This is a genomic window from Lentzea sp. NPDC055074, assembly GCF_053608005.1.
Window position 1 is genome coordinate 195423 of the sequence record NZ_JBSGUQ010000007.1, and the last position, 18375, is coordinate 213797.

19 protein-coding genes are annotated in these 18375 nt (G+C 60.9%); 11 read left to right on the top strand and 8 right to left on the bottom strand.

Features of this window, described 5'->3' with window-relative positions; translation table 11 throughout:
* Positions 1-80: 80 nt before the first annotated feature.
* The 4 genes from ACWF7A_RS18880 to ACWF7A_RS18895 are packed head-to-tail and all read right to left on the bottom strand — an operon-like array spanning position 81 to position 1262.
* Entirely contained in the window at positions 81-290 is a 210-nt protein-coding gene (locus ACWF7A_RS18880; RefSeq protein WP_191300176.1) for a hypothetical protein, read from the bottom strand.
* Positions 290-676: a hypothetical protein gene (locus ACWF7A_RS18885; RefSeq protein WP_452251726.1), complete on the bottom strand. Its 387-nt coding sequence runs from the start codon at positions 674-676 to the stop codon at positions 290-292. Before ACWF7A_RS18885 ends, ACWF7A_RS18880 begins: the two co-directional genes overlap by 1 nt.
* Positions 676-1005, bottom strand: a complete 330-nt coding sequence (locus ACWF7A_RS18890; RefSeq protein WP_452251727.1) for a WhiB family transcriptional regulator — start codon at positions 1003-1005, stop codon at positions 676-678. Before ACWF7A_RS18890 ends, ACWF7A_RS18885 begins: the two co-directional genes overlap by 1 nt.
* Positions 1002-1262, bottom strand: coding sequence for a hypothetical protein (locus ACWF7A_RS18895; protein ID WP_452251728.1), 261 nt, complete (start codon positions 1260-1262; stop codon positions 1002-1004). Before ACWF7A_RS18895 ends, ACWF7A_RS18890 begins: the two co-directional genes overlap by 4 nt.
* A 152-nt stretch (positions 1263-1414) precedes the next feature.
* Here ACWF7A_RS18895 and ACWF7A_RS18900 point away from each other — a divergent pair, with 152 nt between their 5' ends.
* Together ACWF7A_RS18900 and ACWF7A_RS18905 are read left to right on the top strand one after the other, a co-directional pair.
* Positions 1415-2176: a GntR family transcriptional regulator gene (locus ACWF7A_RS18900; RefSeq protein WP_452251729.1), complete on the top strand. Its 762-nt coding sequence runs from the start codon at positions 1415-1417 to the stop codon at positions 2174-2176.
* A gap of 12 nt (positions 2177-2188) precedes the next feature.
* On the top strand, positions 2189-2860 hold the full coding sequence (locus tag ACWF7A_RS18905) for a YdcF family protein (protein ID WP_452251730.1): 672 nt from the start codon (positions 2189-2191) through the stop codon (positions 2858-2860).
* Positions 2861-2965: 105 nt separating this feature from the next.
* On the opposite strand, the gene ACWF7A_RS18910 is transcribed toward ACWF7A_RS18905, so the two are convergent.
* Positions 2966-3568, bottom strand: coding sequence for a hypothetical protein (locus ACWF7A_RS18910; RefSeq protein WP_452251731.1), 603 nt, complete (start codon positions 3566-3568; stop codon positions 2966-2968).
* A 166-nt stretch (positions 3569-3734) separates the two neighbouring features.
* On the opposite strand from ACWF7A_RS18910, the gene ACWF7A_RS18915 reads away from it, so the two are divergent.
* From ACWF7A_RS18915 to ACWF7A_RS18935, 5 genes are all read left to right on the top strand, one after another.
* Complete coding sequence (locus ACWF7A_RS18915; protein WP_452251732.1) at positions 3735-4046, top strand: hypothetical protein; 312 nt, start codon at positions 3735-3737, stop codon at positions 4044-4046.
* A 300-nt stretch (positions 4047-4346) separates the two neighbouring features.
* The gene (locus ACWF7A_RS18920; protein ID WP_452251733.1) at positions 4347-5879 is read left to right on the top strand and encodes a pentapeptide repeat-containing protein; all 1533 of its coding nucleotides are present in this window, start codon (positions 4347-4349) and stop codon (positions 5877-5879) included.
* A 178-nt stretch (positions 5880-6057) separates the two neighbouring features.
* A complete protein-coding gene (locus tag ACWF7A_RS18925) occupies positions 6058-6228 on the top strand; it encodes a hypothetical protein (protein WP_452251734.1) in 171 nt (56 codons plus the stop codon).
* Between the two features lie 540 nt (positions 6229-6768).
* A complete protein-coding gene (locus ACWF7A_RS18930; RefSeq protein ID WP_452251735.1) occupies positions 6769-7968 on the top strand; it encodes a pentapeptide repeat-containing protein in 1200 nt (399 codons plus the stop codon).
* Between the two features lie 364 nt (positions 7969-8332).
* On the top strand, positions 8333-8734 hold the full coding sequence (locus ACWF7A_RS18935) for a hypothetical protein (protein ID WP_452251736.1): 402 nt from the start codon (positions 8333-8335) through the stop codon (positions 8732-8734).
* 501 nt (positions 8735-9235) lie between these two features.
* Here the strand turns inward: ACWF7A_RS18935 and ACWF7A_RS18940 are convergent.
* Positions 9236-11551: a DEAD/DEAH box helicase gene (locus ACWF7A_RS18940; RefSeq protein ID WP_452251737.1), complete on the bottom strand. Its 2316-nt coding sequence runs from the start codon at positions 11549-11551 to the stop codon at positions 9236-9238.
* A gap of 52 nt (positions 11552-11603) precedes the next feature.
* Positions 11604-12863 (bottom strand): hypothetical protein, encoded by a 1260-nt coding sequence (locus ACWF7A_RS18945; RefSeq protein ID WP_452251738.1) that lies wholly within the window; start codon positions 12861-12863, stop codon positions 11604-11606.
* Between the two features lie 757 nt (positions 12864-13620).
* Here ACWF7A_RS18945 and ACWF7A_RS18950 point away from each other — a divergent pair.
* The 4 genes from ACWF7A_RS18950 (at position 13621) to ACWF7A_RS18965 (ending at position 16464) form a co-directional block, all read left to right on the top strand.
* The gene (locus ACWF7A_RS18950) at positions 13621-14229 is read left to right on the top strand and encodes a hypothetical protein (protein WP_452251739.1); all 609 of its coding nucleotides are present in this window, start codon (positions 13621-13623) and stop codon (positions 14227-14229) included.
* A 177-nt stretch (positions 14230-14406) separates the two neighbouring features.
* Positions 14407-15528, top strand: coding sequence for a DUF262 domain-containing protein (locus ACWF7A_RS18955; protein ID WP_452251740.1), 1122 nt, complete (start codon positions 14407-14409; stop codon positions 15526-15528).
* Positions 15528-16034 carry a hypothetical protein gene (locus ACWF7A_RS18960; RefSeq protein ID WP_452251741.1) on the top strand — a complete coding sequence of 169 codons (507 nt, stop codon included), beginning with the start codon at positions 15528-15530 and terminating at the stop codon, positions 16032-16034. The genes ACWF7A_RS18955 and ACWF7A_RS18960 overlap by 1 nt, the downstream gene beginning before the upstream one ends.
* A 127-nt stretch (positions 16035-16161) precedes the next feature.
* A complete protein-coding gene (locus ACWF7A_RS18965) occupies positions 16162-16464 on the top strand; it encodes a hypothetical protein (RefSeq protein ID WP_452251742.1) in 303 nt (100 codons plus the stop codon).
* Between the two features lie 1325 nt (positions 16465-17789).
* On the opposite strand, the gene ACWF7A_RS18970 is transcribed toward ACWF7A_RS18965, so the two are convergent.
* Positions 17790-18365, bottom strand: coding sequence for a hypothetical protein (locus ACWF7A_RS18970; protein ID WP_452251743.1), 576 nt, complete (start codon positions 18363-18365; stop codon positions 17790-17792).
* Between the last annotated feature and the right edge of the window lie 10 nt (positions 18366-18375).

Consider the following 18375-nt stretch of genomic DNA (forward strand, 5'->3'; position numbering starts at 1 on the left):
CGTCGCCGCGGCGTCCGCGCGTCGGATCTCCGATTCGGTACTCGCCGCGATCCGCACGGCCTTGCGGTCCAGCAGCGTCATCACCGCTCACCCCGCCCCGAGCGCGACTTCGTGACCGCCTTGAGCACCAATGCCATCGCCAGTACGAAACCGCCCAGACCCGTGAAAGCCAACGGCAGCAACGACTCCGGCAACGCCAAGTAACAGAACAGGCCGATCACCACAGCCCAGAACACCAGCTTGACCAGCGTCCAGAACGCACCCAACGGCAACGTCGCGAAGAACCTCATCACGCCACCCCCTCGACCGCGGCGAACATCCGCAACTCCTCCACCGCAACCAGGCGGGTCTTCTCGGCGGACTTCCAGCCGAGGTGTTCGAGCAGTCCCGGCACGGTCGTCCACACCTCCACCTGCATCGCCGGCGCTCCGCCCGACACGTAGACGAACGCCTCGTCTTCGATGCGCCGGACTCGCACGTGCGGCTCGCTCAAGCTGTCCGCCCACTCCACCAACATGCGGGCGGCGGACCCGCGACGAACCTGGATCTGCTGCGCCTCGTCGCCGCCACGCTCGTGGACGTTGACCGGGCTCAGGTCGGGGTGCCTCGTCAGGTGCTGCGCCAGTGCCATGAGGTGCGCGGCCTGCCGCAACGCCGGAGTGATTTCCACCCTCATCAGGCCGCCGCCTTCCTGGTCCGGTCCGCGCGGTGGATCTCGCGGCGCTCCTCTTCGGTGGTCCCGCCCCACACGCCCTGCACTCCGTGCCGCAGCGCGTAGGACACGCACGCCGTGCGGATCGGGCAGGCCGCGCACACCGACTTCGCGTCGCTGATCTGCGTTACCTGACCGGGCTCAGGGAAGAACAGCTCCGGGTCGTCGTCGGCGCACGCGGGGTGGCCACCAAAGTTCGTGCCCGGCAGGTTCGTCAGCAGCTGGTACAGCCCGTTGTGCCTGCTCAGCGAGTGCTCTACACGGGCCTTCTCGATCTCGCGGGCCGTCTTCATGCCACACCGCCCAACACCAGCGCGTTGTGCTCCCGGCTGCCGTCCGACAGGCGGGCGCGGCGTTCAGCCCGGCGCAAGGTCAACTCGTCGACCTCAGGACCCAAGATCTCGCCGCTCTCCCGTGCCGCACGCGCCTCGGCCAGCGCATCGGCCAGCAGGTCGAGGTCTGAAAGCGGGCCCGCGTCCTCGATGACGTCCAACTGGATCAGCGACAACTGATCGGCCCGCAGGACCTCTGCGAGAGACCGAAGCGACATGGCTACCTCCTGAGACTGACCAACACCGGTTAGAACTATCTCTATTACGGCAGACACGAGAGGAGTTGTCAATAGAGATAGCTCTATCTGATAAAGTCGCTGGTCAGAGTCGTGTAGAGATAGAGTTATTCGTCCACACCGAGGAGGTGAGCTTGACCGGCTACCGCGAGCTGGCCGCAGTGCTGCGGGAAGCGATCCATGCGGGCGACTACCCGCCAGGAACCACGTTGCCCAAGCAGGAAGACATCGCTACCGAGCGCGGGGTGAACATCAACACCGTGCGCAAGGCCGTTGCCGTGCTTGAAGCAGAGGGCCTAGTCGACTCTGTCCGTCGACGCGGCACAGTGGTCCGTGAACGTCCTCCGATGAAGCGCCTCGGAGTCGAGCGCTATGCGAAAAGCAAGTGGAAGTTCGGGCTTGTCGCGTTCGCCGCAGACCGCGAGGCTTCCGGGCGGCAGTGGAAGCCTGGAGATCAGACGAACGCCGTCCGCGAGGTCAAAGCTGATGAGGAGATCGCCGCAGCCTTGAACCTTGAGCCGGGCGCGATGGTCTACGAGCGAGCACGGCTCGTCAAAGACGCTGGCACGCCGACTCACACCCTGACGAGCTACTACAACCCGGTCCACGTCGAGGGCACACCTCTAGTCGACCCGAAGCCAGGCCCAGCTACACCCGGTGGCGGTTTCGCCGTCCTGACGCTGCAGGGTCTCGAGCCTGACCACATGACCGAAAGCTTCCATGCCCGGATGCCGACACCCGACGAGGTTGAGACGCTGGAACTGCCCGCCGGCGAGCCAGTGATGATCCTCAAGCGGCGGACATTCACCAAGGACGACGTGCCCATCGAGTTTGCCCGCGGCGTGCACGCGGCAAGCCGTTTCGAGTGGTCGTACAGCTTCCCAATGCCCGATTGAGGTCTTGCGCCAATGACATCTAAGACGATCCTTGACGAGGTTCGCGACGACGTGCTGACGCTGTGGAACTACCACGACATGCGCCATGAAGTCCGGCGAACCGACATCGGCATCGGACTTGGCAGCCATGACATCGGCGTAGCCCTGCGCGCAGTCGCGCTCTACCACGCCGGCTTCGTTCCGCGACTGCTGTTCACCGGCGCCAACGCTCCGACAACCGTCAAGAGGTTCCCGCGCGGCGAAGCTGTGCACTATCGCGAGTACGCGCTGGAGCAAGGCGTACCGGACGAGCGCATCCTGATCGAGACGCAAGCAACGAACACGGCAGAGAACTTCGAACTGAGCAAGAAGGTCCTGGCCTCCAACGGCATCGAGGTCTCATCCGCCGTGCTCGTCTCACGCCCCTACCAGGAGCGGCGGTCGTACGCGACGTGCAGGAAGCTATGGCCCGAGCTGGACATCGTCTGCACCTCGTACCGGCCTCCGATCGATGAGTACGTCGCAGGGATCGGCGACGTCGACTTTGTGATCAGCATGTTGGTGGGTGACACACAGCGGATGAGTCTCTTCGCGGAAGCCGGCTACGCGATTCCACAGGAGATCCCGAATGAGGTCACGGAGGCCTTCAACAGGCTCGTGGAGGCCGGATACACCCAACGCCTCATCCCCACACCGGAACCCTAACCGCTGCTGATCAACGACAACGCCCTGGAGCCCTCAGCAGCTAAGACGTTCACCAAGCGCACTTGACCAACCGTCATACACGCCATGGTGACCAACTCCTGTGAGCTAACGGTTGAGCCGCTGGAGGGCTTCATCCCAGATAGACACATGCTCAGCAGGCAACGCGTAGCCACGCACTGTCTTGTCACGGGGGTTGTCCGGATCGTGTAGTCGCTGCGCGACGAACAGCCGCGACGCGTCACCCGGAACCGGCCCGACCCACAGTGATCTGGCCGCCGTGTTCAGCGTCTGAGTCATGTGGTGCAACTTGTCGCTGCTGGTGCGCTCCTTGAGCCGCTCGGCGCTGGCGGTGCCGCCCTCGTCAACCAGAGCCCGCAGGAAGACCGAGGCGGACGGCTGCGCCAGCCGCAGAACCTCCACCGCGAAGTCGACGTTCCACGTCGACGAGGGCTTACCCGCGTCGCGACGACGTCGAACTTCGGAGGCCACGCTCTCCCGACGAGGCAGCGGCGAATCGAGTGGGGCAACAACCGCGGTGTGCCCCTGGAGCACGAGCCGCGCGAGCAGCGGCCCTGCACAACGCTCACACCAGCGGCTGCGCTGCCCGAGCCCGCCGTGGTCATCGAGCACGTCAACCGCCATACCAGCATCGAAGCTGCGACAGCTGTCGCAGTCGTCGCGATCGTGCGGAAACACCTTGCTGCTCATCTTCCTTCTGCGACGCGTTGAGCTACCTCGCTGAGGTTCCCGTTTCGTACCTCTCGCTCAACAAGGTCACGTGCGTCCGCAGCACGGTCAGCCATGACACCCCCAAGAACGGTTCGCCAGATAGTCTTCCACTGGCTTGGCAGGCAACGGTGCGTACGGTGACCTTGTGGCAGACGATCATAAGCTGGGCGTGAATGTGCTGGTGTTCGTTGCGGAGAGCGAGAGCGTGTCGCCGCATTGGGACGACGTAAGCGGCGAACACGTGCTGAGCTACACGCCGGCGCGGTTGGTCGACGACTACGAAGCGAACGTAGTGCCGCAGGTAGGCGAGTACATCATGAGTGGATCACCGGCAGTCCCGGATGGGTTCACTCAGGTGAGGGTCGCCGCTGTGGTGCACCACTGGAGCGAGCAGGTCGGGGCGATGGCCTACGTCCTGACACGGCCTGTTGATCCGGCTGCGCCGTTGCGGCTGTAGTTCGAATGCGACCGACTTCACGCGCAGATCCGGGGCTTGTGCCCAGAATGCACTGGCGCTGTCATGTTGCCGCTCGACCTGCCACAACTCAAAGCTTGACTCGTGACCAGCGAAAAGGTCATGAGGGTCGACTGTGGCACACCAACTGCACTACAGCCGCTTCACAGACCTCATCCCGCTGTAGCAGGGGCCGACTGGCCATGCGCTGTCCTTGAGGGAAACACCGCACGATGGGCCTCGGAGCGTTGTGGCGGTTTGTGATTGCGTAACTCGCAGCACACCGCCGGCGATTGGAGATTCGTGGGCGACGAGCAGAAATTCCCGGCGTATCGAGTGTTGTCGACGCGCGCGATCGTGTGGGCCACGATGGGTTTGATGGTCACCGGAGTTGGCTTGGCAGTGTGGCTCCTACTGGCCTACGGCAGTGGCACGGACGCCGACAAGGCGCGCCTAGAAGCGATCAAGACTGCGGGCACGATCGTGGTTGGCACCGGAGGAGCTGCCGCACTGTGGCTGGCGGCCCGTCGGCAACAGACATCGGAGATCGCACTCCGCCAGAAGGACAAGGACCAAACTCACCAAGAACGGGTAGCGGCACACACGGAGTCGGTAGCCGCGACGACGCAGGCTCACCAAGAGCGGGTAGCACTCCAGAGCGAACACGACGCTGCCGAACGACGCGTCACTGACCTCTACACGAAGGCAGTAGAGCAACTCGGATCAGAGAAAGCTCCAGTGCGACTCGGCGGTATGTATGCTTTGGAACGCCTGGCTCAGAACGTGCCGGGGCAGCGGCAAACCATAGTCAACGTGTTATGCGCCTACCTGCGAATGCCTTACCTGCCGCCAACCGAGGACGATTCGACGGCTGACGAACCCGAAACGCCCACCGCATCATCAGACGGCGTCAAGGGTACAACTGCCGAAACGACTAGGCCCATAACTGGTGAAGAGAACAGACATCGACAACAGGAGCGCCAGGTGCGCCTTACTGCACAGCGCATCCTAGCCACACACCTGCGCAGGTTTAACGGACACAGCCGATCCGCCGACACATTCTGGACTGAGATTGACCTCGATCTCACCGGCGCGACACTCTTAGAATTCGACTTCCGCGATTGCCAAATCCGAACTGCCTCCTTTGCCGCCGCAAGGTTCAACGGGACTGCCGTGTTCAGCAGCGCAGGGTTCAGCGGGACTGCCGAGTTCAGCGGGGCGGAGTTCAGCGATGTCGCCTTGTTCGATAGGGCGCGGTTCAGCGAGGACGCCAGGTTTGTCGGGGCTCGGTTCCTAGGGGCGGGGTTCACCGGGGCCGGCTGGTTCAACGAGGCGCGATTCATCGGGGCCGCCCGATTCAACGAAGCGCAGTTCAGCTGGGACATCTGGTTCAACGGAGTGCAGTTCAGCCGCGACGTCTGGTTCAACGGGGCGGGGTTCAGCGGAACCGCCCGGTTCAACGAGGCGCAGTTCGTCGGGGCCGCCCGGTTTAGCGACGCACGGTTTAGGCAGAACGCCGAATTCATCGGGTCGCGGTTCGCCAAGGTCGCCGAGTTCAGCGAGGCGGGATTTAGCGGAGCCGCCCGGTTCAACGAGGCGCAGTTCAGTGAGGCCGCCCAGTTCAGTAAGGCGCGATTCAGCCAGGACGTCGTGTTCAACGAGGCACGAGTTCGTATCGATGTTTCTATGGAGATCGAGCGGAGTTGGCCGTCCGACTTGGTTGTGGTCGGTCCCTCAACCAAGGAAAACTCACACCTATCAAATCAGAACGGCAGGTGGGGGTACCTACGTCCTCCCAGCAGCGCGGACGCCAAGTCAGCTAAGCCGCAGGTGTAGGACTTGGTAACGGCTTGCCATGCAGCAACACAGCAATGATGCTGATCACGGACGATTGTGATTGACCACCGTAGCCTGCTTGACCTCGGCGGAGACTCTAATGGACTGTCTGGTCGCCAGTTCACACCCAAGTGGTCAGACTTAGGGTAACGGTGGACCGTTCTAACCTGCTCAAGTCATGGCATTGAAGGACATCACAAGGGCAGCCGTGCTTGCTGCGATAGCCGAGTGCGACAAGATCGGACAGGACGAGTTTCTGAGCCGTCACGGCTTCGGAGAGGCTCGGTTTCAGAATACCCAGCCGACCTACAAGGTTCTGACCGAGCGTTTAGCTACTGGACGCAGGTGAGCAAGTTGCCGTCTGCGTGACACTATGACGAGTTGGCGCCGCTCCGATACATCTCAGCTAGACCAATCGCTACCCACAACGTGACTCACGCCGGAGTTGTTGTACCCGAAACGGTAGCCGGGACAGCGCGCACCAAGACGCTCACGATGAGACACGCTGGGACGCCTCAAGACGAACCTCCAGTTCAGCGCGCCATACTTGAGTTCCGGTGGTGATCCTGGGACATGCCAGGTGCCGTTCACACCGAAGGAGTCTGCATCCTGCGCAATCGCAGGTATTCAAACTTTCTCTTCTTTTCATCAAGGCGACCCTGCGGGCCGCTGACCGTTGGTGCCAGGCCGACGGCGAAGGACCGACGCTCCTGTAGTGCGGGCGCGCCCAAGCGGGCCTTGCGGCCCCCGGAGGCGTCCGCAAAGGATCAAACATGCGCTCGCCGCGCGGCAGTTCTCCAGGGATGGTCGACGGGATGGCGCGAAGCACCTCTATTGACTTAAAGAGCCCGGTTGTAACCGTCAGTAGTCGACCAACGATTCTCTTCTCATGAGAGAACAGCAGGACCGGCCAACCTACAAGGTCCTATCTACCAGGACCATCGTGTGGTTCGGAGTGGTCTTGGTAGTGGTCGGGGCGGGTGTGGCGGCGGCGCTGCTCCTGGCATACGGCACCGGCACGGAGGCCGACAAGGCGCGCTTGGATGCGATCAAGACAGCCGGAACCATCGTCATCGGCACAGGGGGAGCGGCGGCGTTGTGGTTGGCGGCCCGAAGGCAGCAAGCTGCAGAGATCGCACTGCGGCAGAAGGACATTGATCAAGCGCACCAGGAGCAAGATGCTGCTGAACGACGGATAACCGAGCTGTACACCAAGGCGGTGGAGCAGCTCGGCTCTGAGAAGGCCCCGGTGCGCCTGGGCGGCATGTACGCGCTTGAACGCCTGGCGCAGAACGTACCGGACCAACGACAGACCATCGTCAACGTGCTGTGCTCCTATCTCCGGATGCCCTTCCAGTCGCCGGCCGATGAGCAGGCAGGGCTGACCGGGGACCGCGCCGAGAACGAACGCCGTATACAGGAGCGTGAAGTACGACTTACCGCGCAACGCATTATCACGAAGCATCTCCACCCAGGAGGCGACGCTGACCACCCAGCGGAAATCTTCTGGGAAAACATTGACCTCGATCTCACCGGAGCAACACTCACCGAACTCGACCTTGAGAATTGCCGCGTTCGGACAGCTGATTTCGGCGAGGCGACGTTCGAGGGAACCGCCTCGTTCGGCGGGGCGACGTTCGAGGGGACCGCCTGGTTCGGCAGGGCGACGTTCGGATATGCGAGGTTCGGCGAGGCGACGTTCGAGAGGTTCGCGGGGTTCGGCTCGGCGACGTTCGAGGACGCCTGGTTCGGCGGGGCGACGTTCGAGGAGGGCGTCGGGTTCGACAGGGCGACGTTCAAGGGGTCCGCGACGTTCGGTGGAGCGATGTTCGAGGACGCCTCGTTTGACGAGGCGACGTTCGAGGGAGGCACCGGGTTTGGCGAGGCGACGTTCGAGGGGCAAACCAGTTTCGACAGGGCGCGAGTTCGACTCGGCGTATTTCCAGAACCACTAAGAAGCTGGCCAGATCAATTCTTTGTCACTCGCCCAGATTCGCCGCAAGAAGCTGTGATAGAAGGACAAGAGGGGATCTGGGGCTACCTTGTATCCGTTCGTAACGGTAGCCAGTCTGGCGAGGGTGACGAATAGCGGATGTTGTGCTCAGTTGACAGCAACGGCAGCCACCTCCGCGCCACTCACGCACTCAGGTCAGAGACATGTTGCTTGAGATCATCGGGTTGAACCCACCTTGCTGGTTGCTGGCAGTGTGGTGCTCAGAGTGCTGGACAACCGGCAGGTGGTCGACGCGATCGAACTACCGGTCGAGGCGCTGCTGCACAGCAGCGAAGTACAGCAACCGCATCGGTCGAAGGTGACCGCGAGGGACTCGCATCGACCCGTCTGACCTCGACAGAGACCGTAGATGACCTTCATGCCGGTAGTTCACACCGAGGAGATCATCAGAGATCTCAGGTGTCGCCACACCGTCTAGTTACCAGTAAAGTAGGGAGCCATGTCCAAGCTCGACGAATACTCGCGGCGCATCATGACCGTCATCACCGAGCTGAAGAAATTTTCCTCTTCGGATGACTTCGTTACCTATCTAGGCGGAAATTGGCTAGAACCTGAGGGTTGGGAACCTGGGCAGCCCTATCGCGAAGAAGATGAGGTCCCGGTAGAATCAGCTCACCTAGATCCGAGGGAGTTCTTGGGGGTCGAACGCGAAACCGACGATGCCATCGATCTAGTGCTCTTTATCTCTCCCAAGGGGTGGCAGGTCACCCTCGAGTCGGAGCGCGACGAAGAATTTCATGAAAGCCATTTTGACCTACCCATAGAGACAGCCGAGACGGAAATCGCCGATATCGCCAAGCGTATGATGGAGATTAACAGGAACGCAGTAGAGACCTACTAGCCTACGATTAGATCAAACGGTTCAAATCTCACGCCAGTGGGAGGGAATGAAAATCAACCAGCACGGCTAGATATCTACGCCGACTGAGGAGCCGACGATAGTCATGCCCCAGTACGAGCCCAGCGTGTTACATCGAGCTTCGCACCACGACGCGCTTGGGCGTTAGCGCACGATCATTTCCAAGTCGAGCGCGGTCGAAACCAAGCGCGTGTTCGGCGAGGCCTCGGCGGCCGCCCGCCGGACGCCAAGCTCGCGCTCCGGAAGGCAGGCGAGCCTGCCTTCCGGAGCGTCGAACTGGACGTCCAGCGCTTCAGAGAGCGCGACGGGAAGAGCAGCGAGGAGCGGGCCGAAGTCGTGGAGCAGGGCGAGCTCGTGCCGGGCGTCGGCGAGCCCTCCGCCACTACAGCAGTGTCATGATCCACGCGATCGACCGGAACGTGGCACCGATTGTGCAATACAGCGGCGAGAACGCCAACCGCACGAGGGCGACACACCCCCGAGCTAGCTTTCCTTTTCCGAATCAAGCGCCAGGTACTGACTAACAAAGCGCTCCGGCCTGGTTAGCTGAGATATTTGATCCATCACCACCATAGGCATTGGGCTCACAGGCAGGCCGGAGCGCCATGCAACCAGCACCGCCCATCCACCAATGTCAGATTCATTGCGAAGTTCGTTGATCAATGCGCGTCGATTGGCTTCTAGCCAGCTTTCCTGCTCAACGCTGAGAAGGTATGCGAAATAGCCGGTTAGCGGAAGTTCTACTTTGACTGCAGCTGACCACGCGTACGGTGTCGCAACATAAGAAGCCGCAATTTCGTTGGCGTTTACAACGTCGCGCAGGAATTCCTGCAGAGAATCCGGCAACGTGGGCCTATACTTTATCGTTACGTACTGCAACCATGTGGTGCTGAGATTGAGCTCGTAGCCTCGGCTAGATCGATCGGCATAGTCGCTTCCTTGGATTTCACGGCGGGCATACTCCATTGCCGCGATCAAATCGACGTAGGATTTCCACAGACTTCCCGCACGACTGTCTGGCTGGATGTACTTAGGCAAATAGAGAAGCTCTTCCTTGATATCTTCTACGCGAGAGGAGACGTCATTGAAGATCCGAAGGAAGCGAACGCGCTCAGCAGGTGAAACACAGATAGCCCCCCACTCGGCGTCTCGATTAAATGTTGAGGATCCGCCAAAGTAGGGCACACCGGTAAACATTATGCTGACGTCTTCATACGGCTCTATCTCTGCCAGCTCACCGAGAATTCGGCGACGCACAGCTGCGCTGACGCGGTGTTGATCCAGCAGGCGCGCAACCTGGTCTGACAGGTCAGAGGTCGAACTGAAGGTCATGTCCACCAGCGCCGGCCGCAGTTGATCAGAGATGTCCTGGTAGAGCCAGCGCTGATCAAAATGGTATTGCAACGCGTTCTCACGAACCTGCACGACGTGTGCCGTGCCCTTGCCTGGCGCCCAACGCAGCGCACGACCAGCTACCTGCATCAGATGACTGATGCTCGTCGAGGCATAAGTAACAACAACGGCATCAATCGAAGGGTCGTCGAAGCCTTCACCTATCAATTGTCCGGTTGCGACCAGAAGTCCTGCAGGCCGTCCAGCAAATTCGTCCAGAAAGTCACTAGGGGCTATACCAACGCTCGAGCGCTCAGCGTGCACGTAGCCGATATCGCTTGCGTCGAAGGGGTGGTCGTCACGCGCATCATTCAAGCCAATGAGAGCCTGGTGCAGCATCTCAGCCTTGTCGCGCGTGGTGACGGTAACGAGCAACTTGCGAAAGTCGCTCTCAGTGCGATCCAGCAGGTAATCGGCAAGGTCATAGAGACCATTGACCGTGGTCCAATCCAGCCCATAGAGATCGAGCGGTGGATCGAAGACAGGCGTGACTAGGCAACCGCGTTCGAACAAATGACGATAGCTCGTCGTGTAGGCAACCTCGTCGATGCCGATGGCTTGCCGATCCGTACGATTAGGGGTGGCGGTCAACAGCAGAACGGGGGCCCTAGCCGCGGTAAAGATCGGCTCGTACGACGGTGCCGCGGCGTGATGCGCTTCATCGATGATGATCAGCTCTAGGCGGTCATTCAAGCGCTGAATAGTGGGCGCAAGGTCATTAACCATGATGAACTCAATGCGATGCGCAAATAGCGCGGCAGCGTTCTCAGGCATGTCTGGCCGCTGAAGGAGCCGCTGCAGGGAACGACGCGCCTGAGTACGCAGTTGTCGCCGGTGAGTAACCCAGACGACGGTGCTATCTGACCGAGTAGCGTCCTGATCCAGTCGCTGCAGTGCGACCTGGAGCGCAATGTTGGTCTTCCCGCCACCTGTGGGGATGATCAAACCCACGCGGTGTCGCGGAGCTTTACGCAGCGCATGGAGAGCTGCACGGATCGCGTCGTTCTGCCACGACCAGTCAGGGTCCGAGGAAGGTGATGCTGGCTGCGTTGTGAGGGTGTCGCCGGTTTCGCGCGGCGCAACCCGACGAACGACAGCCACGGGGAGCCCCAGGTGTGCAGCAGCCCACGTAATGCGGTCGGCCTCCGGAGGCGCCTCGTCGACCGCGGCAGCAATGCGCTGCTTGATCCGGTCATCGCCGGCCTCGACCGGCAACGCTTCCAGCTGCTGCAAACCTGCCTCGATCACCTCCAGAGTAGCGGTGTTGACGCTACGTGCGGCGTCTTCACTCAGCAGGCCATGCAGCCGGTTCGGATGAACACGCTTGCCCAATCCGGCGTCGTCGGCCGGAGAGAGTGCCTCGGCAAGTGCGTTTACGCTGCCCAGGCGAAGAAACTGGACAACCAAGCGATCTACAACACGTTGAACTCGTGGGTCACTGAGATGATGACGTGGCATGTTAGGCCTCGGCCGCGTCGATCATCTTGATGTACTTGTCGGCGAGTTCGCCGAGCCTCTGCAATTGGGCGCGCAGTACCCGCCCTTCCGAGGTCAGGGTTTCCGCCGAAAGCTCAGCCAGGCGACGCAGCAGTTCATCGAGGACGGCGTGCGGCTTGCGGCGCACCTTATGCATCCGCCACTCAGCCTCAACTTCGGCCATTGTCGGTGCGTCGTCGGGGTTCTCGACCTGGAAGCGGCCAGCGAAGTCTGAGCCGTGCTCATCGTCGTAGCGCTTCATCTGATCCCAGACCAGGATGTTCTCGTGGCGATAGAAGACGTTCGGGTTGTCCGCAGCGGTCTTGCCTCGAGGTAGCCGGAACACCCAGGCGAAGAGCGTCTGCTCGCTCTCCGGTGATATCACCATATCGTCTTCGCCAATGCCGAACTGTTGGCGGACCCACGGCTTGCGGCTGATATTCTCGAAAAGGTAGTAGTCAGAGGACTCGAACTCTTCCCCGTCGGGCAGTTCGTCCTCCCACTCCGCGCGGAAATGGCTGTACCACTTTGCGGCCTTGAGTTTGCGCTTGGCCACCGTGTGCCCCAACGACGCCTCATCAGCCACCCGGGACATCACGTTCTGATCCCAGAACATCGCGGCATCGGCGCCGTGGGTGTCCTCGAACAGCTGGTTGAACCGGTTGAGCAACCACAGATCCTCGGCGAAGTTCCCCCAGCCCTTGGCGCCAGTGATGTGACGCACGGCCAACACACGAGGCAGCTTGTGCTCCAGTTCCTCGATTGTCGTCGCGTTGATCGGGACGACGTCCAGAGTCGAGGTGTCGGCGATGATCTGCTCCAGGTTAGCCACCAGCGCAGCTTGCTCATCGATGTCCGTCTTCGGGTAAACGCTGGCCTTGGCTCGCATCCTGGCGAGCTTCTTCTTGGCCTTCTCAATTTCAACAGTACGGATGCGTTCGAGAGTCAGCCGCCGACGGTTTCCTTCAACAACGACGTAGCGACCCTGCATCAGCGGATGCTGCCACACAATGATGTTGTCGATCGGCATCCAGCCCTGAGCGATGACAGCCTCTACCAGGCCCGCCACGTCGTACGCGTCCTGGCCAAGATCATCGAAAATTCGCTGGCGAACCGCCTCGTCGAACAGAGCAGCTGGGTCCTGATAGCCCGGCGCGTCATCAAGCCCGAGCCTCGGGTTGTTTGGGTCTGGATACAGATCATCTAGTGCGACCTTCTCGAGATCGCGAAGGAAGCTCTCCACGCGCCTCACGCCCTTCCGAAACAACGGAACGCCGATCGAACCGTGTTCCATCATTGGAGCACAGCTAGTCCGGTGTTGTCCACAGGCTTGAGGGGGGTCGGGTGCGCAGCGCCTCTACCAGCGGTTTCAGCCCCCTCACCACGGCGCGCAGCGGATCAAGCAAGCTCAGCGGCCAGGTTCAGGCAGCGTGATCGTCGCGCAGTACGGACGATGCGGCGGAGGACGTTCGGGCCGCTGTGGCCGCAGAACGGTCAACGGGATGCCAACTGCAGGTCAGCCATGAGCGGCTCATACTTCGAAGCTCCGTACGACAGCACATCCACTGCCGCGCCCTACGAGCGTCATGTCGGCTGGACCAATTACTTGCGACGATGTCTTCGATGACATCTTCGGGAACACGGTGCATATCAACGCTGAGGGAGCGTTGGTGACAGCCATCGAGTCGACGTCGGTATCCGAGGGCGTTCCGTTCACCGAGGAAACGGTCAAGCGGATGCTGACGTCGGAGCCGATGGCTTCACCTGGAGCCTGCATACTCGCTCGCTCTTGGCAGTTCCGGAATCACATCCTCAACAACGCGTGACACATATCATCCGACCAGATCTCCATTTTATAGAGACTCCACCGGTTCAGTCGACAGGAGGTTTGCGCGCCTGGGCCACTACAGCAGGCTGGACCTGCTCAACACGAATGGCTGATTCACTTCTGCGGCCGACCAGGCGGCACGAAATCAACACCGTTAGTACCGTCCGAAATCTTGAAGCTCACAGCATCAGAACGGCTTGACGAAATCTTGTGGCATGAGAATCTACGCGGATTTCCACCATTCGGCGCACAGGCAGACCAACCGATGGTCTGCCTGTCCGAAAGCCCGCCAGAGCATCTGCGTTGGTTGCTCAATCAGGGATGGGCACCTTGGGGCGTGCTGTTCACGCGCCAGAGTGTCTATGACATCGAAGGAGGGTCAGTCTGGTACGCCAGGAGCGCACAGCACGACGAACTCCAACGGGCGCAACTACCTTGGGCAGTGCGATTCGAAACGGCTCCCGGAAATCGATCCGACTGGCTAGCCGAGCGAGAGTGGCGCATCCCAGTTTTACCCGAGCTTCCCGGACTTAACCTGGATGTCGTTCGTGTCGCAGCCCTGCTAATCGGAGAGCCGGACTGGCAGCCAAGCGTGCGCCAAATTCGAGTGCAGACTGGCGGCTTCGTCGACATGTCAACCGGTCAGCCGACCTATTTCGACGGCAGCAACCCATATCTCGTCCCTGAGGAGCGGGAAATCCTGGCGTTGCCACGGTTATGGCAAAGCACTCCACGCTGGTACTGGGACGCCACTGCCGAGGACTTTATTCAAACACCCTAGAGACCATCGATAGCAAGATTGACACGAACCAGACCTAGGTTGTACACCCCGAACGAGGTCGGCCCTCCCAGAGTGCAGAGTCCGCCAAGCCACGGAGACACGCGCACGACCACGCGTCTACCAGCACCGCTCGCAGACCTGGACTTCTCGATCGCCAACAGGATGTACCGTTCACCCATGTCAACGGACGACCATCTGTTCGAGGATCTTGCTAGCACCGATGACCGGACGCTACGTGACGACGAGCTCGCTGACCTTATCGACACTGAATCCTCACCCGCGAGGGTGACCTTCACAACGCAGGACTTCAATGTCGATGGCCTCGTCAAGCGCCTCGATCGAAAGTCGATGCTCGTGCCACAGTTCGGCGGCAAGGAAGAATTGGTCCAAGTTCCCGGCTTTCAGCGCGGATTCGTGTGGTCCAAAGCGCAAATGGACAGGTTCATCGAGTCACTATTGCTCGGATATCCGGTACCGGGAATCTTCCTTGTCAAGCAGGCCAATGACAACCGCATGCTCATCCTGGACGGCCAGCAGCGCCTAGTTACACTACAGCGCTTTTACAACGGACTGCATGACGGAAAAGAATTCTCCCTGAACTACGTTGCCGACGAGTTCCAGGGCGCAACCTACAGCACTCTAGATGAAAGCCTTCAGTTCAAGCTCGACGACTCCTACATACAGGCAACGATCGTTGCTGCGGACGGCTCACCCGAGGTCGACGAAGCCATATTCCAAATCTTCGAGCGTCTAAACTCTGGCGGCACTCAGCTAACCCCGCACGAGATTAGGGCGGCTTTGTACGCAGGCGCGCTAATGGCCTCGATCGAGAGCCTAAACGAAGCCTCAGAGTGGCGAGTCATGTTCGGGCCAAAGTCTAAGCGAATTCGAGACCATGAACTCATCACTAGAATTCTTGCACTTTACTCAATGGGCGACGAATACAATCGGCCACTGAAGAATTTTCTAAACAGGTTTGCACAGCGAAACCGGTCAGTGGACGTAACCAAGGAGGAGCTCGGGATCCTATTTACTCGCGCCTGCAGTGCGATCCATGATCAGGTTGGCCAGCGAGCCTTTCGCCGCCCTGGCGGCAAGCAGGTAAACACAGCCCAAGCCGAGGCTGTATGTGTCGCAACAATGGAGGCGATCGCAGGCGACCGACTACCAAATAATCTTGCCGACCGCATAACGCGCCTACTTGAGGATGGCCAGTTCCTCAAGCACACCGGGCGTGCAACAGCCGACAAAGATGCAGTCGAGACCAGGCTTATGCGAGCACGGACCGCACTCACGTAATGGTCAACTCAACGCCACACCTGGCAACTATCCGGCAGCGCCTCCTCGACCTCAAAGAGGTCGAGGATTGCCTCCGGAACCTCGACAAAAATCAGCCCGATGCCGTGTCGCGCGCTCTTGCTCGCTATCTCACGGTGCGGGCAGTCGGCTACATCGAGGCCGTCCGCGATGACCTGGCAGATTTGTATGCCTACTCAACTGGGCATCCGCGTCTACATCGACGCATCACACATCATCTACGCACAGGACAGGGGGTCATGCCCGACCAACTGCTTACATTTGTTGGATCATTTGATGCAGCATGGAGAGAAGCTCTCAAAACTGCGCTCGATGCCGACGATCAGATACTCCGAAGCCAACTTGGCGCCATGGTGGCCGCAAGAAAGAAGATTGCACACGGTGACGGTGAGCAAGTTACAACCAGCCGGGCACTGACTTGGGCTGGTGCAGCACAAAAAATCGGCCAGCACCTAGCAACTCTGTTCGATCCAACGCGCGTGAAATGACCACGCAATAACCCAATCAGGTCGACACCGAAGCCACGTGATCAGCGTGAACGCAGTCTGGCCGCTGCGCATCATTCCAACGTCCGGGGCGGCGAGATGGCCGGCGTGTCCTCGAAGGGAACATGACGTGTCCGACGAAGCAACTATCGTGATGCTGCTGGCAGAAGCCCCGGAGGTAACGCCGGTTTGGCGAGAGATACGCGGCAGCCGTGAACTGAGCCTCGAACCTGCGCAGGTGATGGACGAGTACCCCGGCAGCATCTTGGCTCGAGTCGGCGAGCACGTCGTGTTCGAGAAACCGGTCCGAGTTGACGGCCCTCTGCACGCACAGGTCGCCGCAGTGGTCCACCACTGGACGCTCGAGAGCGGACCAATCGCCTACGTGATCCTTCGCGGCTACGACGCCAACGCCCCGGTACAGATCGGCTAGACCAATTGCCGAGGTCGCAATCGGCTTGGTACAGCGCAGGCTGCGCTCGAAACGGTAGCCAGCACAGCACGCAACAGGCCGGGCTCAGCGAGACGCGGCGAGACGCCTCAGCAGAGACCACCAGCTCAGCGCGTCACGCCTGGGCACCAGGTGACCTACTGGGACATGGCCGGTGCCGTTCACATCGAAGAGGTCACTGGTTCGATCCCAGTATCGCCCATAGTGTGTTTTACCTGTTCAAACGGGGTGTCGATGATCTTCATCGACACCCCGTTTGCGTTGCGCGGGAGCAGATTGGGAGCATAAGTCCTCCCTCAACTCGCTAGGTCTATGCGAAGTCTTGTCACCGAGATTTGCAAATCCGCAGGTCAGCGAATTGGACTCATCGAACTGCTGGTGATCTCTTAGCTGCCACCTAAGGGGTCGCCAGGCCTCCGGCACGTCTACCTGGGCATCTCTCCTGGGACCTGAATCAGGCCGCCCGCGAACCGCCTCGGTAACGACCGCCCTCACTTGGCTGGCCCCTCAACCTCCAAATACGGGTTCACGGCTCGCTACCCTGCGAAACAGGCAAGTCAGGTGCAGTTCGGCGCGAGCGAGACCGTCACCTGACCACCCTCCTGGCCGGGGACCGTTCCTCGTTGAAAGTGTCGATCGGACGCAGCCGACTACAGGGCTGGAACGCAGGCACCCGACTCAGCAACCGAGAACCCGACCGGCCTGCTCGGCGTGATCGCCGGGCACAGACCCCACGCCTGCGAGAGAGCGTTCAAACGCCGGGAGACCGAACGCGAGCTGGATAGAACTCGGCGTCACCGCAGTCGGAGCCGGTGGCGACGTCGCGCCAGTTCATGCCGTCGGATCGGACATCGAGGCGGACGGCGCATCAAGCCGATGCAGGTTCGCACCCGTTGATCAAGTCGCCGACTACCCGGCCTCGACGTACGGACCTGCAGCCGGGCTCTGCGATCGGGTGGTCCGGTCGCGGTGGAGTGCGGTCCGCGCCGGTGTGATCAAAGATGGTTGCAGTAGGAAACACAGCGGTTGGACAACGAGCGACTCGTCGCGCCGCGCACCAACGCCCACCGTTCGCAGGCCACACCGGGAGCGCGGACAGTTGTGAGTACGGCGCGACACCGCGACATCGTGCCGCAGAGAGATCAACTCCAGGTCCTTGTTCGTGTACACCAGCCGAGCAGAACCAGACAACCGACGAGCCGGACAAAGACGAAGTGCAACAGGACAACCGGCACATTCACGATCGTGCCGCCCTCAGGCGACAGCACAACACCACCAATGTCGGGTAGGAGGCTGTCAGCCAAAGGTCATTGGACGATCGACCAGTAGGGCGATGACGGCAGGACAAAACGTGGCTGGTATCCGATGCCGATGTTGCGCACCCTCTCACCCGCCGCCGTGTTGGTGCGCGCGTGAACGACGGCCGTCGCCCAGAACAGCACCAGCTCACCAGGACTCTGGTGGAGGCGCAACGGCTTCTCCGGGCCGTGCGGGAACAGGACGAGGGTCGACCGCTCCGTGTTCTCGACGTCGTGCTGCAAAGTCATCAGCACGTTGAGCCGGAAGCCACCATGGTCGATGTGCGGGTCGATGCCCTGGCCCTGTTCGTCGTAGTAGAGGTAGTTCGCGCGTCCTGCGGGGGACGCGGGACCTGCGTGCTCGCGGATCAACGCGTGCATCTCGGGAGAGTCCGCGAACGCCGACGCCACTGGACCACACGGCGTGTGGTGCTGCCGATGCAGCTGCACCGCGCCAGGACGCAGTGCGTCCGCTTCGGCGACCATGCCGCCGAGCACGTCGTCGGTCAGCCAGTCCGGCCTGCCGTGGTAGAAGAAGCCGTCGGCAGGCGCCTCGATCGGCGCTTCGGTGGAAACGTGACTCACATCGACCCCT

Excerpts from the sequence above, each read along its gene's own strand:
- ACWF7A_RS18880 (WP_191300176.1), bottom strand. The coding sequence starts at position 290 with ATGAGGTTCTTCGCGACGTTGCCGTTGGGTGCGTTCTGGACGCTGGTC.
- ACWF7A_RS18885 (WP_452251726.1), bottom strand. The coding sequence starts at position 676 with ATGAGGGTGGAAATCACTCCGGCGTTGCGGCAGGCCGCGCACCTCATG.
- ACWF7A_RS18890 (WP_452251727.1), bottom strand. The coding sequence starts at position 1,005 with ATGAAGACGGCCCGCGAGATCGAGAAGGCCCGTGTAGAGCACTCGCTG.
- ACWF7A_RS18895 (WP_452251728.1), bottom strand. The coding sequence starts at position 1,262 with ATGTCGCTTCGGTCTCTCGCAGAGGTCCTGCGGGCCGATCAGTTGTCG.
- ACWF7A_RS18905 (WP_452251730.1), top strand. The coding sequence starts at position 2,189 with ATGACATCTAAGACGATCCTTGACGAGGTTCGCGACGACGTGCTGACG.
- ACWF7A_RS18910 (WP_452251731.1), bottom strand. The coding sequence starts at position 3,568 with ATGAGCAGCAAGGTGTTTCCGCACGATCGCGACGACTGCGACAGCTGT.
- ACWF7A_RS18925 (WP_452251734.1), top strand. The coding sequence starts at position 6,058 with ATGGCATTGAAGGACATCACAAGGGCAGCCGTGCTTGCTGCGATAGCC.
- ACWF7A_RS18930 (WP_452251735.1), top strand. The coding sequence starts at position 6,769 with ATGAGAGAACAGCAGGACCGGCCAACCTACAAGGTCCTATCTACCAGG.
- ACWF7A_RS18935 (WP_452251736.1), top strand. The coding sequence starts at position 8,333 with ATGTCCAAGCTCGACGAATACTCGCGGCGCATCATGACCGTCATCACC.
- ACWF7A_RS18955 (WP_452251740.1), top strand. The coding sequence starts at position 14,407 with ATGTCAACGGACGACCATCTGTTCGAGGATCTTGCTAGCACCGATGAC.
- ACWF7A_RS18960 (WP_452251741.1), top strand. The coding sequence starts at position 15,528 with ATGGTCAACTCAACGCCACACCTGGCAACTATCCGGCAGCGCCTCCTC.